The sequence below is a fragment of the Nocardia sp. MDA0666 genome (assembly GCF_003023875.1).
In the GTDB taxonomy this organism is placed as follows: domain Bacteria; phylum Actinomycetota; class Actinomycetes; order Mycobacteriales; family Mycobacteriaceae; genus Nocardia; species Nocardia aobensis.
In genome coordinates this window covers 118,939-133,450 of record NZ_PYHT01000008.1, presented here as the reverse complement: position 1 = coordinate 133,450, position 14,512 = coordinate 118,939, and the positions used below count along the sequence as shown (strand labels likewise).

Genomic DNA, 14,512 nt, shown 5'->3' with positions numbered 1-14,512 from the left:
GTTCGCCCGGCATCCGACCGGCAACGCACCCCGACCGGGTAGCCTGACCGACTGTGCACCTGAAGAGTCTGACGCTGAAGGGATTCAAATCCTTCGCGTCCGCGACGACGCTGCGGCTCGAGCCCGGCATCACCTGCGTGGTGGGGCCGAACGGGTCCGGCAAATCCAACGTCGTCGACGCGCTGACCTGGGTGATGGGGGAGCAGGGCGCCAAGGCGCTGCGGGGCGGGAAGATGCAGGACGTCATCTTCGCCGGTACCGCCGGACGGGCGCCGCTGGGCCGCGCCGAAGTCACACTGACCATCGACAATTCCGACGGCGCGCTGCCCATCGACTACTCCGAGGTCTCGATCACCCGCCGGATGTTCCGCGACGGCGCCGGTGAATACGAGATCAACGGCAACTCCTGCCGGTTGATGGATGTCCAGGAGCTGCTGTCCGACTCCGGTATCGGCCGGGAAATGCACGTCATCGTCGGCCAGGGCCAGCTCTCGGCGATTCTGGAATCGCGACCCGAGGACCGCCGCGCCTTCATCGAAGAGGCCGCGGGCGTGCTCAAACATCGCAAGCGCAAAGAGAAGGCGGTCCGCAAACTCGATGCGATGCAGGCGAATCTGGCCCGCCTGACCGACCTCACCACCGAACTGCGCCGCCAGCTCAAACCGCTGGGCCGCCAGGCCGAGGTGGCCCGGCGCGCGGCCACCGTCCAATCCGAACTGCGCGATGCCCGGCTGCGATTGGCCGCCGACGATCTGGTGGCGCGCCGGCGCGAACTGGAAAGTCAGCAGAGCAAGGAAGCCTTCGCCCGCGAACAGCAGATCACCGTGCAAGCCGAATTGGACGCCGCGAATGCGGCGCTGGCGCAGCAGGAATTCCAGCTCTCGCGGCTCACGCCCGGCGCCGAGGCGGCCGCGCAGACCTGGTTTCAGCTGTCGGCGCTGGTGGAACGGGTCAACGCGACCATCCGGATCGCCCGCGACCGGGCCCGCAATCTCACCATCGAACAGCCCACCGGCACCGGCCGCGACCCCGAACAACTCGAGGCCGAGGCGGACCGGGTGCAGGCCGAGGAGGCCGAACTGCTCGAGGCGGTCGAGGTGGCCACGGCGACCCTGGAGGCCGCCCGCGATCAGCTGCTCGACCGCGAACAGGCCGCCAAGGCCGCCGAACAGGCCCACCTGGCCGCGGTGCGCGCCATCGCCGATCGGCGCGAGGGTCTGGCCCGGCTGGCCGGGCAGGTCGATACGCTGCGCCACCGCGCCCAGTCGGCCGACGGCGATATCGCCCGGCTGTCGGAGGCGCTGGCCGCCGCCCGGCAGCGCGGTGATGCCGCCGAGGCCGAATTCGAGTCCGTGCAAACCGAATTGAGCGAACTCGACGCCGGTGAGGAAGGCCTCGACGCCGCCTACGAACACGCCGCCCAGGCGCTGGAACTGGCCGATGCGCGGGTGACCGAACTGCGTGAAGGCGACCGCGAGGCGGGGAAGAAGGTCGCCTCGCTGACCGCCCGCATCGAGGCGCTGACCATGGGATTGGCCCGCAAGGACGGCGGCGCCTGGCTGCTGGACAACCGCGCCGACGGATTGCAGGGCCGGCTGTCGGGAATGGTGCGGGTACACAGCGGATTCGAGGCCGCGGTGGCCGCCGCGCTCGGTCCGCTGGCCGACGCCATCGCCGCGGACGCGCACCCCACCGCGCAGGCGGCGGTGCGGGCGCTCAAGGACGCCGACGGTGGCCGCGCGGCCGTCGTCTACGGCGGTGCGGCGCAGCCCCGCGGCGAGATCGGTGACCTGCCCGCGGGAGTGCGCCCGCTCGCGGAGGTGATCGATTCTCCGGACCCGCTGCGTGGTGCGGTCGCGGCGCTCACCGCCGGCACCGTGGTCGTCGACGATCTGGCGCAGGCGGCCGAAATCCTTTCCAGCCGACCGGAATTGCGGGTGGTGACCCGCGACGGCGATCTGAGCGGTTCCGGCTGGGTGCTCGGCGGTTCGGACCGGGCGCCGAGCCAGATCGAGGTGCAGGCCGATATCGATGCCGCCGCCGCCGAACTGGTGTCGTGGCAGCGGCAGGCCGAGGAGGTCGAGGCCGCGCTGTCGGGTGCGCTCGCCGAGCAGAACGATCGCAAACAGGCAGTCGACCAGGCATTGCTGGCATTGCACGAATCCGATCAGGCGCTGGTCGCGATCTACGACCGGCTGGGCCGCCTCGGTGCCACAGCGCGCAGCGCGCACTCCGAATACGAGCGGCTGCTGACCCAGCGCGCCGAGGCCGAATCCGCGCGCGACGAGAACCTGACGGCCCTGGCCGAACTCGAGGGCCGGCTGCGTCATGCCGAATCCGAGCAGTCCGATCTGGATTCCGATGCCGACGCGGGCACCGACACCGCCGGGCAGGAGCGCGAAGAGGCCGCCGCGGCGCTGGCCGAGGCCCGTGCCATGGAGGTGGAGGCCCGGCTGTCGGTGCGCACCGCCGAGGAGCGGGCGGAATCGGTCCGGGGCAAAGCGGATTCGCTGCGCCGCGCGGCGCGCGCCGAACGCGAGACCCGCGCCCGGGCCGAACGGGCCCAGGCCGCCCGCCGCCGTGCCGCCGAGGTGGCGGCGGTGGTCGCCGAATCGGCCGAGCGGATCGCCGCCGAACTGGAAACCGTGGTGGGGGAGGCGGCCGCGCGGCGCGACGACCTGGTCCGCCGGCGAACCGAATGCGCCGGCCAGGTGGATCAGATCAAGGAACGGGTGCGCGCGCTGAGCACGCAACTCACACAGCTGACCGACGCCGTGCATCGCGACGAGGTCGCGCGGGCCCAATCCGCGCTGCGCATAGAGCAATTGGAAACCACCATCGCCGAGCAGTTCGGCATCGCGCTCGACGAACTCGTCGCCGAATACGGTCCGCACGTGCCGATGCCGCCGACCGCCCTGGAGATGCAGGAGTACGAGCAGGCCCGCGAGCGCGGCGACCAGGTGAGCCCACCGCAGGAAATGCCCTACGACCGCGCCACCCAGGAGCGCCGCGTCAAACGCGCCGAGAAGGATCTCGCCACCCTGGGCAAGGTCAATCCCCTGGCGCTGGAGGAATTCGCGGCCCTGGAGGAGCGCTACAACTTCCTGTCCACCCAACTCGAGGACGTCAAGAAGGCCCGCCAGGATCTCCTCGATGTGGTGGCCGAGGTCGACGCCCGCATTCTGCAGGTGTTCACCGAGGCCTACGAGGACGTGGAACGCGAATTCGTGCAGGTGTTCGGCCGCCTGTTCCCCGGCGGCGAGGGACGGCTGCTGCTGACCGACCCCAGCGATATGCTCACCACCGGTATCGAGGTGGAGGCGCGGCCGCCGGGTAAGAAGGTGAAGCGGCTGTCGCTGCTGTCCGGTGGTGAGAAATCCCTTGCCGCCGTGGCGTTTCTGGTGTCGATCTTCCGGGCCCGCCCCTCCCCGTTCTACGTGATGGACGAGGTCGAGGCGGCCCTGGACGACACCAACCTGCGCCGCCTGATCGGGCTGTTCGAGCAGTTGCGGGAGAAGTCGCAGCTGATCGTCATCACCCACCAGAAGCCGACCATGGAGATCGCCGACGCGCTGTACGGCGTCAGCATGCGCGGCGACGGCATCACCCAGGTCATCTCGCAGCGACTGCGCGGGGAGAATCTGGTGGGCGCGACGACCTAGTCGCCCGCCGCGAACTGGGACTTCAGAACCGCGGCGCCGGTGGTGGCCAGCCAGGTCTCCAGGCTCTGCAGGCCGGGATGGAACGAGCGGGTCTGCTCGATATCGGCATGCCAGCCGTGGCCCTGATGGCTCAGGCGCCAGGTATTGCCGATCTGTTCACCCAGTGCGTCGGCCTCCGCCTCGGTGATTTCGCGATACCGCACCGGATATCCGGTCGCGCGTGAGATCAGCTCGACGGCGGCGACGGGGGTCACGGCGTCGCCGGCGAGTTCGAGTGTCTGCCCGGAGAACCGTTCGGGATCGGCGAACGCCAGCGCGGCCACCGCGGCGATATCGTCGACCGCGATCATCTGTGCCGGTCGATCGGCCGGAAACAGGTGGACGTTCACGCCGTCGACGAAGCCGTCGAGCGGCATACCCTGCGCCAGATAGTTCTCCATGAACCGGACCGGACGCAGCACGGTGTAGCGCATGCCGCTGTCGGCCAGCGCCTGCTCGATCTGCCGCTTTCCGGTACTGCCCCAGGAGATTTCTTTGTCGAACGACGCCACACCGGTGAAGACGACGTGGTCGGTTCCGGCGTTGCGGGCGGCCTCGATCACGGCGGCACCGCGGATCGTCTCCAGGTCGACATCCCAGCCGTCGGGCCCGAAGGCCGCGGGTGGAACGAGGAAGACGCCTCGTGTCCCGGCTACCGCCGCGGTCAGGGTGGCCGGGGCGTCGAAGTCGCCGACGGCCACTTCCGCGCCGAGGGCGGCGAGTTCGCGCGCCGCCTCGGCGGCGGGATCACGGACCAGGATGCGGACCGGGACGTTGTCGGCGAGCAGCGCGCGGGCCGTGGCGCCGCCCTGCTTGCCGGTCGCGCCGGTGACGAGAACGAGGTTGTTCTGCACGGTCATTTCGGAGGAGCCCTTTCGGTAGAATCGGGTCGGTCGACCCGTATTCGCACGATAGGAGCAGCGTTGTCGTCTCCGCTATTCGCCGACGCGGGGTTTCGTTACGGGGTGCGCGAACCGGCGCCCGCAGCGCCGGGCACCCGAATCGACGCGCGCCGCAACCGGGCTCGTGTCCTCGCCGCCGCCCAGCGGGCCTTCGCCGAATCCGGAACGTCGGTGTCGCTGGCCGAGATCGCCCGCCGAGCCGGTGTGGGGGCCGGCACCGTGCATCGCCACTTCCCGACCAAGACCGACCTGCTCGAGGCCGTGCTGCAGCAACGGATCGACCAGCTCACCGCGCGTGCGTTGATGCTGCGCGACGATCCGGACCCCGCCGCGGCCTTCCTGGCATTCTGCGCGGAGGTCGTCACGCGCACGCCCGGGAACAAGGCGATGTGCGACCTGCTCGACGCCGACGACGGCTGGCCACGGATGCTGCTCCGGGATGCGGGCGAGCGATTTCACCTCGCCCTCGGGCAGCTGCTGGAGGCGGCGCGGCGTGCGGGCGGGGTACGTGCCGATCTGACCCTGACCGACGTGCTGGCGATCTTCGCCGGTTGCGTTGCCATGCAGCGAGTTTCGACTGCCCGCGACGAACTGTCCCGCCCCGCCGCCATGCTGCTGGCGGCGATGCGAGCCGACTCGGCCGTAACGAAACCGGCGAACTTTTCTCTCGGCCGTAACGAAATGACGGTGACCGGCGGGAATCGTGACAGCGGGAGTTGCCCGATCTGCGGGGCGCACGTGGCGCATGCGGAGACCGGACGGCCCGCACGGTACTGCTCGTCCGCCTGCAGGCAGAAGGCTCACCGGCTGCGTCGTGCCGCGAGTGCGGCGGGAAGGAATCCGGTCGGCATCGAGTGATCCACGGCGCCATGGATGCAGACCGATTCAGCGCGACGCCGGCCGCAGCCCGTCGAACACGATGGCGAGCACCCGCTCCACCGCCGCCGGATAGGACTCCCCGGGCTGGGCGTAGACCTGCACGGTCATCAGGAGACCGACCTCGGTGAGGCCGACATCGGTGCGCAGGTCGCCGTCTCGCTGGGCTCGCCGGATCAATTCGCCGATCCGGTCCAGAACTCCCGCGCGCACCGCGCCGATCCGCGGGTCGGTGCGGACCATCGCGTGCACGGCCGGTTCGATGGCCGCCGCCAGCGCACCCAGGCGCAGCAGTGCGCACTCGCGCAGGAACCGGCACAACCCGTCCCACGCCGTCGCTTCCTCCGCGCCCGCCGCTTCGGCCATGCGGGCGAGGCGGTTCAGGTGTGCCTGTGCGGTGGCGACCACCAGGGCGTCGCGGTCGGGAAACCGGCGATACAGCGTGCCGACTCCGACCCCGGCGCGATCGGCGATCAGCTTCATCGGGACATCGGTGCCGCGTTCGGCGAAGACGTCCAAGGCGGCGAGCAGGATGTGATCGCGATTGCTGCGCGCGTCCGCGCGCAGGGAATCCGGGTCGATCGGCTCCGAAACCATCGGCGGCTCCCGTCGTGCTCGACAAGTGGACGAATTACGTCCGCTTAAACTACCATCGACCTAAGCGGACGAAAATCGTCCACTTGAGAAAGGTGGCGACATGGTCGACGTACTCGTTTCCGGCGCGGGGATCGCGGGATCGACGCTGGCCTACTGGCTGAGCCGGCACGGATTCGGGGTGACCGTGGTCGAGCGGGCCGCCGAGCTGCGCTCCAGCGGCAACCCGGTCGACGTGCGCGGGCCGGCGCTCGAAGTGGTGAGCGCCATGGGTGTGCTGCCCGAATTGCATGCTGCCGCAACGGCCGTGGATCGCGTGCGGTTCGTCGACGCGCGGGGCCGTGGGCGCGCCTCGATGCGCGTCGGCGATCGAGAGTGCGGTGAGGTGGAGCTCGCTCGCGCCGATCTCGCCACCATTCTCGCCGGGGCCTCGCGCGACCGCGTCGAGATGCGCTGGGGTGACGGTATTTCCGAGATCGAGCAGTCCGCGACAGGAGTCACCGTCGGCTTCGAGTCGGGGAAGCGGGCGCACTACGACTACGTGCTCGGCGCCGACGGCCTGCATTCGGCGGTGCGCCGGCTGACCTTCGGCGACGACCGGGAATTCGTGCGGCATATGGGGATCTACATCGCCACCGTGCCCCTCGCGCGGGCCGCGGGCGCCGCGGACGAGGTGGTCATGTACAACTCGCCGGGGCGGTCGGTATCGGTCCATCCCGCCGGTGGCCGCCCGATCGCGGCTTTCATGTTCCGGCGCGCTCCGGTGGCCGGTCTGGATCACCGCGACAGCGAGGCGCAGCGTCGGTTGCTGGTCGCGGAATTCGCCGGGCGGATGGGACCGTTCGAGGATGTGCTGGAGGAGGTGCGCGCCGGGGGTGAGCTCTACTTCGACGCCGTCAGCAAGGTGTCGCTTCCGCGCTGGTCGCGGGGCCGGGTCGCCGTCGTGGGAGACGCCGCCTCATGCCTGTCGCTGTTCGGCGACGGATCGAGCCTGGCCATCGCGGGCGCACACACCCTGGCCGAGGAGCTGGCGCGGGCGCCGCACGACCCGGCTACGGCGTGGGAACGCTACGAGCGGCGGCATCGCGATCGGATCGGCGCATCACATCGAGGGGTTCGATTCGCCTCGGCGCTGATGGTGCCCGGGTCGCGTCCGGCCATCGGGCTGCGCAATACCGCGGTCCGCCTGTTCGCGGCTGCGTGACGCTCGCCCGATCGCCGATCCGGCGAGCGACTACAAAAGGTCGCTCACGTCGTCGGGGACGTCGACGGCGTATTTGCGCAGGGTTTCCATCGGCACGACCTCGAGTGCGTTCTCGTGGGTCGCGGCCAGGACGACCGGCGCGGCCACCCCGTCCTCGTGGGCGTGCAGCCACCGCACCGCGACCACACACCAGCGGTCGCCGGGTTGCAGTCCGGGGAAATTGTTCTCCGGGCGTGGGGTCAGCAGATCGTTGCCGATCGATTTCTGATGCTCCAGGAACTCCTGGGTCACAACAGTGCAGACGGTGTGGCTACCCAGATCCTCGGGGCCGGTGCTGCAGCAGCCGTCCCGGTAGAAGCCGGTGAGAGGATCGGTGCCACACTCCTCCAGCGGTCCCCCAAGCACATTTCGATCGGTCACGAGCCGATCCTATTGTCTCTGTGTCGGATTCGCCGCGCCTTGGGCGGTTGATATCGGGACGGTTGCCGGTGAGGCGTGGCCGGACGGCTTATCGTCCGACGTCGTCGGCGTGTCGGACGTCCTCGGACAGTTGAGCGGATAGTGGCGAATCGCCCGTACCGTCGCGGGCGCAACACCCGCCTGCCGCCACGCAGGCGCGTTCGCGGGTTCTGACAGGATGGGAACCGTGACTGCGCAAGCCTGGATTCTGATCGCCGCGATCGTCGCCGTACTACTGGTGGCGTTCGTTGCCGGATTCGTCCTGTACAAGCGCCGCCGAGTGAGCATCACCCCGGCGGAGGAGCAGGACAAGCAGCTGACCGACCGATCGGGCGGGTACACCGCAGCCGGTGGCTTCAACTTCAGTCAGGGCGGTGCGGGCTCCGGCACGCTGACCCCACCGCGCCCCGAACCGGTCCCGATCGAACGCACCGACGACGAGGGTCAGCCGCACGTCGGCGACGACGCCGCCATCCCGCGCGACTCGGTGCGCCGGACCATCACCGACGTGCGGTTGCCGGAACCGGAAACCCTCGCCGACCGCCCGGCGGACGGGGCGAGCGCGACCGCGCCGACCGTCGAACCGGAAACGACGGAAACCCCCGGCGACGGTGTGGCCGCGCCGGAAGCCCCGGAAGCCCCGGCCGAGGCCCCCGCCGCGCCGCCCTCGACCGACGGCGCCACCGCGGTCACGCCCGCCCCCGCCGAGACACCCGAATCCGCGCCGGTGGATTCGGCTCCGACCACGGCGCCGAGCGCCCCGACCGCACCTACTCCCACCGCACCGACTCCGACAGCGCCGACCCCCACCGCACCGGCGCCCCAGCCCACCGCGGTGGAGGAGATCGAACCCACCGCCGGCCGCCTGACCCGCCTGCGCGGGCGGCTCTCGCGGTCGCAGAACGCGGTCGGCAAGAGCCTGCTCGGCCTGCTCGGCGGCGGCGACCTCGATGAGGACTCGTGGGAAGAGATCGAGGACACCCTGGTCATGGCCGACCTCGGCACCTCGGTCACGACGACCGTGGTCGAGCGGCTGCGCGAGGAATTGGCCGCGCGCAGCGTGCGCACCGCCGAGCAGGCGCGGCAGGTCCTGCGGGATGTGCTGATCGAGGCCCTGCGCCCGGACCTGGATCGTGCGATCCGGGCGCTGCCGCATGCCGACCACCCGTCGATCCTGCTGGTCGTCGGCGTGAACGGCACCGGTAAGACCACCACGACCGGCAAACTGGCGCGCGTCCTGGTCGCCGACGGCCGACGCGTACTGCTCGGCGCCGCCGACACCTTCCGCGCCGCCGCCGCCGACCAGCTGCAGACCTGGGGCGAGCGGGTCGGCGCCGATACGGTCCGCGGCCGCGAGGGCGCCGATCCGGCATCGGTCGCCTTCGACGCGGTCAGCACCGGCATCGAGGAGGGTGTCGACGCGGTCCTCGTCGACACCGCCGGCCGCCTGCACACCAAGACCGGTCTGATGGACGAGCTGGGCAAGGTCAAGCGCGTGGTGGAGAAGAAGGCCGCCGTCGACGAGGTTCTGCTCGTACTCGACGCGACCGTCGGGCAGAACGGGCTCACCCAGGCCCGCGTCTTCGCCGAGGTCGTCGACATCACCGGCGTGGTACTCACCAAACTCGACGGCACCGCCAAGGGCGGCATCGTCTTCCAGGTGCAGCACGAGCTCGGCGTGCCGGTGAAACTGGTCGGCCTCGGCGAGGGCGCCGACGATCTGGCCCCCTTCGAACCGTCCGCATTCGTCGACGCCCTCCTCGGGTAGCGGCGAGCAACGAAAACGGCAGTTCCTCCTCATTTCGACACGGTCCTCACAGTGCGCCGACATGCGCTGTGTGCGCGCTGAAACCTGGTAGCAACACAGCAAGCGGATCCGTTCACGCATGCGAAACATCGCGGCGGCACGGATGAAACACCAGATCGCGACCCTTCTGTGCAGGCTCGTTTGCCGCAGTTTCGGCCGGGCCCGAGATGAGGAGGAACAAGGTGGCGTATCCCTTGCTCGGTGTGCCCGACACCGGCGACACCGCGTGGATGCTGGCGAGCTCCGCGCTCGTTTTGTTGATGACCCCAGGGCTGGCGTTCTTCTACGGCGGTATGGTCCGCTCGAAGAACGTGCTCAACATGATCATGATGAGCATCAGCGCGATGGGCATCGTCGGCGTGCTGTGGTCGCTCTATGGCTTTTCCGAGGCATTCGGTGACAACAAATTCGGCGTGATCGGCAACCCTGCCCAGTTCTTCGGGCTCAAGGGCTTGATCGGCACCAATGCCGTCAAGGCCAGCCCGGCCGACCCGTCCACCGGCGCGTCGGCGGTGGATCAGGTGAACATCCCGCTGGCCGGCACCATCCCGATGACGGTGTTCGTGGCGTTCCAGCTGATGTTCGCCATCATCACCGTGGCTCTGATCTCGGGTGCGGTCGCCGACCGCATGAAGTTCCGCGCATGGGTGGTCTTCGCGATCGCGTGGTCGACCATCGTCTACTTCCCGGTCGCGCACTGGGTGTTCGACTTCGACGTCAAGGACGCCGCGGGCAACATCGTCCACCACGGCGGCTGGATCGCGAACAAGCTGCAGGCCATCGACTTCGCCGGTGGTACCGCGGTGCACATCAACGCCGGTGCCGCGGGCCTGGCGCTGTGCCTGGTGCTCGGCAAGCGCAAGGGCTGGCCGAAGACGCCGATGCGCCCGCACAACCTGCCCTTCGTCATGCTCGGCGCCGGTCTGCTGTGGTTCGGCTGGTTCGGCTTCAACGCCGGTTCCTCGGTGAGCTCCAACGGCCTGGCCGGCTCCACCTTCCTGACCACCACCTTCGCCACCTGCGCCGCGATGATCGGCTGGCTGGTCGTGGAGAAGTTCCGCGACGGCAAGCCCACCAGCCTCGGCGCCGCCTCGGGCATCGTCGCCGGCCTGGTCGCGATCACGCCGTCCTGCTCGTCGGTGAACGTACTGGGCGCGCTGGTGATCGGCGCGGTGGCCGGTGTGCTGTGCGCGCTGGCGGTCGGGCTGAAGTTCAAGCTCGGTTTCGACGACTCGCTCGACGTGGTCGGCGTGCACCTGGTCGGCGGTGTGGTCGGTACGCTGCTGATCGGTCTGTTCCTCACCCCGGAATCGGGTGCGGGCGCCGGCGGTGCGAAGGGCTTGTTCTACGGCGGCGGTTTCGATCAGCTCGGCAAGCAGGCCGTCGGTGCCTTCACCGTGCTGGCGTTCTCCTTCGTCGTCTCGCTGATTCTGGGTCTGATCATCAAGTACACGATCGGCATTCGTGCTTCCGAGGAAGACGAGTTCAAGGGTATGGACGAGTCGGAGCACGCGGAGACGTCATACGATTTCGCTGCTGTGGGTGGCACGGCACGTACCGCCGTCAAGGAGGCATGACGCAATGAAACTGATCACTGCAATCGTCAAACCGTTCACACTCGAGGACGTCAAGTCCGGGCTCGAGCAGGCCGGTGTGCTGGGAATGACGGTCAGCGAAGTCCAGGGGTACGGCCGCCAGAAGGGGCACACCGAGGTTTACCGCGGCGCGGAGTACTCGGTCGATTTCGTGCCGAAGGTACGGGTCGAGGTCGTCGTGGACGACGCCTCGGTCGAAAAGGTTGTCGAGGTGATCGTCGAGGCCGCGCGCACCGGCAAGATCGGTGACGGCAAGGTCTGGGTGACCCCGGTCGAATCGGTGATCCGGGTCCGAACCGGTGAACGCGGTGCCGACGCACTATAGGAGATGAAGGATTCGGGCAGCCCCGCTCCTGGCACCGGCCGGGGACGGGGCTGCCCGCATGAACGGGTGGTGGTTGCGGGTATGAGTGCAGACGAATTGTCCCAGGGCGCCAAGGAACTGGTGGCCGCCCGAGATCAACTGCTCGACGGTGGTGATCCCCGGCGCCCGCGGCTGAGCGCCGAGGCGCTGCGGCAGGCGCTGGTCGACCTGCACGAGCTGTGGTTGACCACCAAGGGCGCGGAGCTGGGCATCACCGCCGACAGCGGGCTGGCCGTGGTGGCGGTCGGAGGACTGGGCCGGCGCGAGATGCTGCCGTATTCCGATCTGGATCTGATGTTGCTGCACGACGATGTCGATCCCGGGCGGGTAGCCGAGGTGGCCGATCGGCTCTGGTATCCGTTGTGGGACGCCCACATCAAGCTGGATCACAGCGTGCGGACCGTGCCGCAGGCGCTGCGGGTGGCCGCCGACGATCTCACCGCCGCGCTGGGCATGCTCGATGCCCGCCACATCGTCGGCGACGCGGAGCTGAGCAATCTGCTCATCGGGGGCGTGCGCCGCGAATGGCGTACCGGAATCCGTTCCCGCTTCGGCGAATTGGTGGAACAGGCGCAGGCGCGGTGGAAGCGCAACGGCGAGATCGCGCATCGCGCCGAACCCGACCTCAAGAGCGGTCGCGGTGGGCTGCGCGATATCCAGCTGCTCGACGCGCTGGCCATCGCCCAGCTGACCGACGCCATGCCCGGCCTGGGCCCCGACGTTCCCGGCGGCGGTCTCGAGGCCGCCCACCGCCGGCTTCTCGATGTGCGGACCGAATTGCATCGGGTGGCCGGGCGTTCCCGCGATCAGCTGCGCGCCCAGGACGCGGACGAGATCGGCGCCGCGCTGCGCATCGGCGATCGATTCGATCTGGCGCGCACGCTCAGCGATGCGGCGCGCACGGTCGTCTACTCGGTCGACGTCGGCCTGCGCACCGCCGGCAACGCGCTGCCGCGCCGCGGCCTGGCCCGGCTGCGGCGTCTGCCCGTTCGCCGACCGCTCGACGAGGGCGTGGTCGAACACGCGGGCGAGGTGGTGCTGGCCCGCGACGCACGGCCGCAGCGCGATCCCGGCCTGATCCTGCGGGTCGCCGCCGCCTCGGCGCGCACCGGTCTGCCGATGTCGGCGACCACCCTCAACCGCCTGTCCGAAGACGCTCCCGAACTGCGCGAGCCGTGGCCGCGCGAGGCGCTCAACGATCTGCTGGTGCTGCTCGGCGCCGGCCGCAACACCATCGACGCGGTGGAGGCCCTGGATCGAACGGGCTTATGGGGCAGGCTATTTCCGGAATGGGGAGCGGTGCGCGACCTGCCGCCCCGCGATGCCGTGCACACCTGGACCGTCGACCGCCACCTGGTCGAAACCGTCGCCTACGCCAGTGCGCTGAGCACCCGGGTCGCCCGGCCGGATCTGCTGCTGCTCGGAGCGTTGCTGCACGATATCGGCAAGGGCCGCACCGAGGATCACAGCGTGGTGGGTGCCGAACTGGCCGACCGGATCGGTCATCGGCTGGGTCTGTGGCCCGACGATGTGCGCAGCCTGGCGACGATCGTGCGGCATCACCTGCTGCTGCCCGAAACAGCGACCCGGCGCGATCTCGACGATCCGGCGACCGCCGCCCGTGTGGTCGACGCATTGGACGGTGACCGGCAGCTGCTGGATCTGCTGCACACCCTCGCCGAGGCCGATTCGCTGGCGACCGGTCCGGGTGTGTGGGGGGAGTGGAAAGCGTCCTTGATCGGGGAACTCGTGCGCCGCGGCCACGCCGCGATGGCGGGAGAGCCCGCACCGCAACGGGTTTCGCCCACGCCGACGGTGGTCGACGCGGCTGTCATGGACAAGGTCGCGGCCGGTGGCGTGCACGTGGAATTGGCGCCCGGCGACGGGCGCTACATCCATACCGTCACGGTCGTGGCTCCCGATACTCCGGGTCTGCTCTCGGAGGCGGCCGGGGTGCTCGCCCTGCACTCCCTGCGGGTGCTCTCCGCGACGTTGACGGCTTCCGGAGACACCGCGATCGACACCTTCGTGGTGACCCCGACTTTCGGCAATCCGCCCGACGCCGGCCTGGTGCGCCAGGAGCTGATCCGCGCGATCAACGGCGATCTGAAGCTGTCCTCCGTGCTGGCGGACAAGGAGCGCGAGGCGGCGGCTCGGACCAGCCGATACGCGCAGGCTCAGCCGAAGGTGATCTGGACCGAGGTCGACCGGCCCGGCGAGGTGGTGCTCGAATTGCGCGCCGAGGACCGCATCGGCCTGCTCAGCCGGTTGGCCGCGGCGCTGGCCGCCCAGGGCGCGGATGTGCGGTGGGCGAAAGCGGACACGATGGGCTCGGTGGTGGTCGACTCGTTCGGCCTCGGACTGGGCGAGGACGACACTCCGCAGCGGCGCCGTGCCATCGAGGCGGCGCTGCTGGGGGTCGTCCCGCATCAGGAGCCGAAGAAACCGAGCGAAACGGACACCGGCGCCGATGGCGGTTAGGTTTACCGACCTCCCGCCGGTTATCGGGCCAACCTGGTCGTTTGGTCCGCAGTGAGGTAACCAGATCGTTGCGGCAACCTCTGCTGGATGTGATGTCCGCCACTCTACGATCGGTGTAGATCGTGAAGTTGATCGTGATCGCTAGCTGTTCGAGCTGTTGCTGTACCACCTGTCCGGCGAGTTGGGTGCGTTGAGGGGAGCAGGTCGATGGCAAACGAAGTCGTGTCCTCATCCATGATCACCAGCGATTCGACCCACCACATCGCTCGCTGTGTCGGCGGCGACCATTGGGTGGTTTCCTGGCTTCCGGGCCGGACGCTGACCGGCGGTCAGGCGGTGGCGGCCATGAAGCTGGCCGGCGCGCTCGTCGACGGCACACCAGGTGACTCCGACTGGGCGACCCTGGACGCCATGGCACTGCCACTGGGGCTGACCGGCCGCGAGGCGGTCTATCTGGTGGCCTACGAACAGCACGACTTCAGCCGGGCCCCGCGGCCGCGGCACAGCGCGCTGTCTTGACCGCAGTCCC

The 14,512-nt window shown here is 69.5% G+C and carries 11 protein-coding genes; 8 read left to right on the top strand and 3 right to left on the bottom strand.

Annotated features, from left to right (window positions below; all coding sequences use genetic code 11):
* The first annotated feature begins 53 nt into the window (after nt 1-53).
* Nucleotides 54-3,662 (top strand): chromosome segregation protein SMC, encoded by a 3,609-nt coding sequence (smc, locus tag C8258_RS14275; protein ID WP_106955588.1) that lies wholly within the window; start codon nt 54-56, stop codon nt 3,660-3,662.
* Here smc and C8258_RS14270 read toward each other — a convergent pair.
* A complete protein-coding gene (locus C8258_RS14270; RefSeq protein WP_106955587.1) occupies nt 3,659-4,561 on the bottom strand; it encodes an NmrA family NAD(P)-binding protein in 903 nt (300 codons plus the stop codon). The genes smc and C8258_RS14270 overlap by 4 nt on opposite strands.
* Before the next feature lie 63 nt (nt 4,562-4,624).
* Here C8258_RS14270 and C8258_RS14265 point away from each other — a divergent pair, with 63 nt between their 5' ends.
* The gene (locus C8258_RS14265) at nt 4,625-5,461 is read left to right on the top strand and encodes a TetR/AcrR family transcriptional regulator (RefSeq protein WP_233225084.1); all 837 of its coding nucleotides are present in this window, start codon (nt 4,625-4,627) and stop codon (nt 5,459-5,461) included.
* A gap of 27 nt (nt 5,462-5,488) precedes the next feature.
* Here C8258_RS14265 and C8258_RS14260 read toward each other — a convergent pair whose 3' ends face one another.
* Nucleotides 5,489-6,076, bottom strand: coding sequence for a TetR/AcrR family transcriptional regulator (locus tag C8258_RS14260; protein WP_106955585.1), 588 nt, complete (start codon nt 6,074-6,076; stop codon nt 5,489-5,491).
* A 100-nt stretch (nt 6,077-6,176) separates the two neighbouring features.
* Between C8258_RS14260 and C8258_RS14255 the strand changes: the two genes are divergently transcribed.
* Nucleotides 6,177-7,277, top strand: a complete 1,101-nt coding sequence (locus C8258_RS14255; protein WP_106955584.1) for an FAD-dependent monooxygenase — start codon at nt 6,177-6,179, stop codon at nt 7,275-7,277.
* A 30-nt stretch (nt 7,278-7,307) separates the two neighbouring features.
* On the opposite strand, the gene C8258_RS14250 is transcribed toward C8258_RS14255, so the two are convergent.
* Entirely contained in the window at nt 7,308-7,697 is a 390-nt protein-coding gene (locus tag C8258_RS14250) for a DUF2237 family protein (protein WP_030513055.1), read from the bottom strand.
* Between the two features lie 217 nt (nt 7,698-7,914).
* On the opposite strand from C8258_RS14250, the gene ftsY reads away from it, so the two are divergent.
* The 5 genes from ftsY (at nt 7,915) to C8258_RS14225 (ending at nt 14,502) form a co-directional block, all read left to right on the top strand.
* Nucleotides 7,915-9,504, top strand: a complete 1,590-nt coding sequence (ftsY, locus tag C8258_RS14245; RefSeq protein WP_369974753.1) for a signal recognition particle-docking protein FtsY — start codon at nt 7,915-7,917, stop codon at nt 9,502-9,504.
* A 206-nt stretch (nt 9,505-9,710) separates the two neighbouring features.
* Nucleotides 9,711-11,120, top strand: coding sequence for an ammonium transporter (locus tag C8258_RS14240; RefSeq protein WP_106955583.1), 1,410 nt, complete (start codon nt 9,711-9,713; stop codon nt 11,118-11,120).
* 4 nt (nt 11,121-11,124) lie between these two features.
* On the top strand, nt 11,125-11,463 hold the full coding sequence (locus C8258_RS14235; RefSeq protein WP_030513058.1) for a P-II family nitrogen regulator: 339 nt from the start codon (nt 11,125-11,127) through the stop codon (nt 11,461-11,463).
* Nucleotides 11,464-11,544: 81 nt separating this feature from the next.
* Entirely contained in the window at nt 11,545-13,983 is a 2,439-nt protein-coding gene (locus C8258_RS14230; protein WP_199195702.1) for a [protein-PII] uridylyltransferase, read from the top strand.
* A 207-nt stretch (nt 13,984-14,190) separates the two neighbouring features.
* Nucleotides 14,191-14,502, top strand: a complete 312-nt coding sequence (locus tag C8258_RS14225; RefSeq protein WP_036503669.1) for a hypothetical protein — start codon at nt 14,191-14,193, stop codon at nt 14,500-14,502.
* Nucleotides 14,503-14,512: the final 10 nt, after the last annotated feature.